Raw genomic sequence first — 752 nt, 5'->3', positions numbered from 1 at the left:
GCGCAACAGCCGTACGCGCGGAAGATGCTTCTGTTCCGCAGGCGGAAGACTATACCCCTGCCCACACCGCCGCATCCAAACCGGTAAAAACCAGCCAAAGCGAAGCCGATCCGCTTTCCTTGGGCAGCACTTGCCTGTTTTGCGACCACGAAGATGCCAAGCCGGCCGAAACCGCCGAAATCAAACGCAGCGGCGAGCCTGCACTGCCTGCCGATTACACCCGCGTCAACGCCGATAAAATAGAAGGTCAGACCCAAGTCGGCGTCCGTGCCGAAGGCGACGTCATTGTCGAGCGCAATGCCGATGTTCTCAATGCCGATTGGGCGCAATACGACCAAGCCACCGATACCGTTACCGCCGGCGACCGCTTCACCCTGTATCAAAACGGTTCGACCGTATCCGGCGATCAATTGGTTTACAACCTCAAAGACCAAACCGGTTCCGGCACTGCCGTACGCCTCAATACCGAACAAGGCGGCCGCCGCCTTCAAAGTGTCAGCGAAAAAGCCGAACTCAAAGGCAAAGGCCTCTACAAGCTCATCAATACCAAATTCAACACCTGTTCGCCCGGCGACGCCAGCTGGTATATCCAAGCACAAAGCATTGAAGCCGATGAATCGACAGGTATCGGCGTAGCCAAACACGCTTCGCTCGTATTCGGCGGCGTCCCCGTCCTCTACACGCCTTGGGCGGACTTCCCCATCAACGGCAACCGCAAAAGCGGCCTGCTCGTTCCGACTATTGCCACAGGT

General features: G+C 57.7%; 1 protein-coding gene. It reads left to right on the top strand.

Annotated elements, in window-relative coordinates:
- Positions 1-752: LPS-assembly protein LptD (locus ACTHUR_RS13725; RefSeq protein ID WP_440399084.1), on the top strand; the 752-nt coding region annotated here is incomplete at both ends.

This window comes from Neisseria sp. P0021.S007, assembly GCF_051956855.1.
Note: the sequence above shows the minus strand (reverse complement) of the source record. Positions and strands in the feature narration are given on the sequence as shown.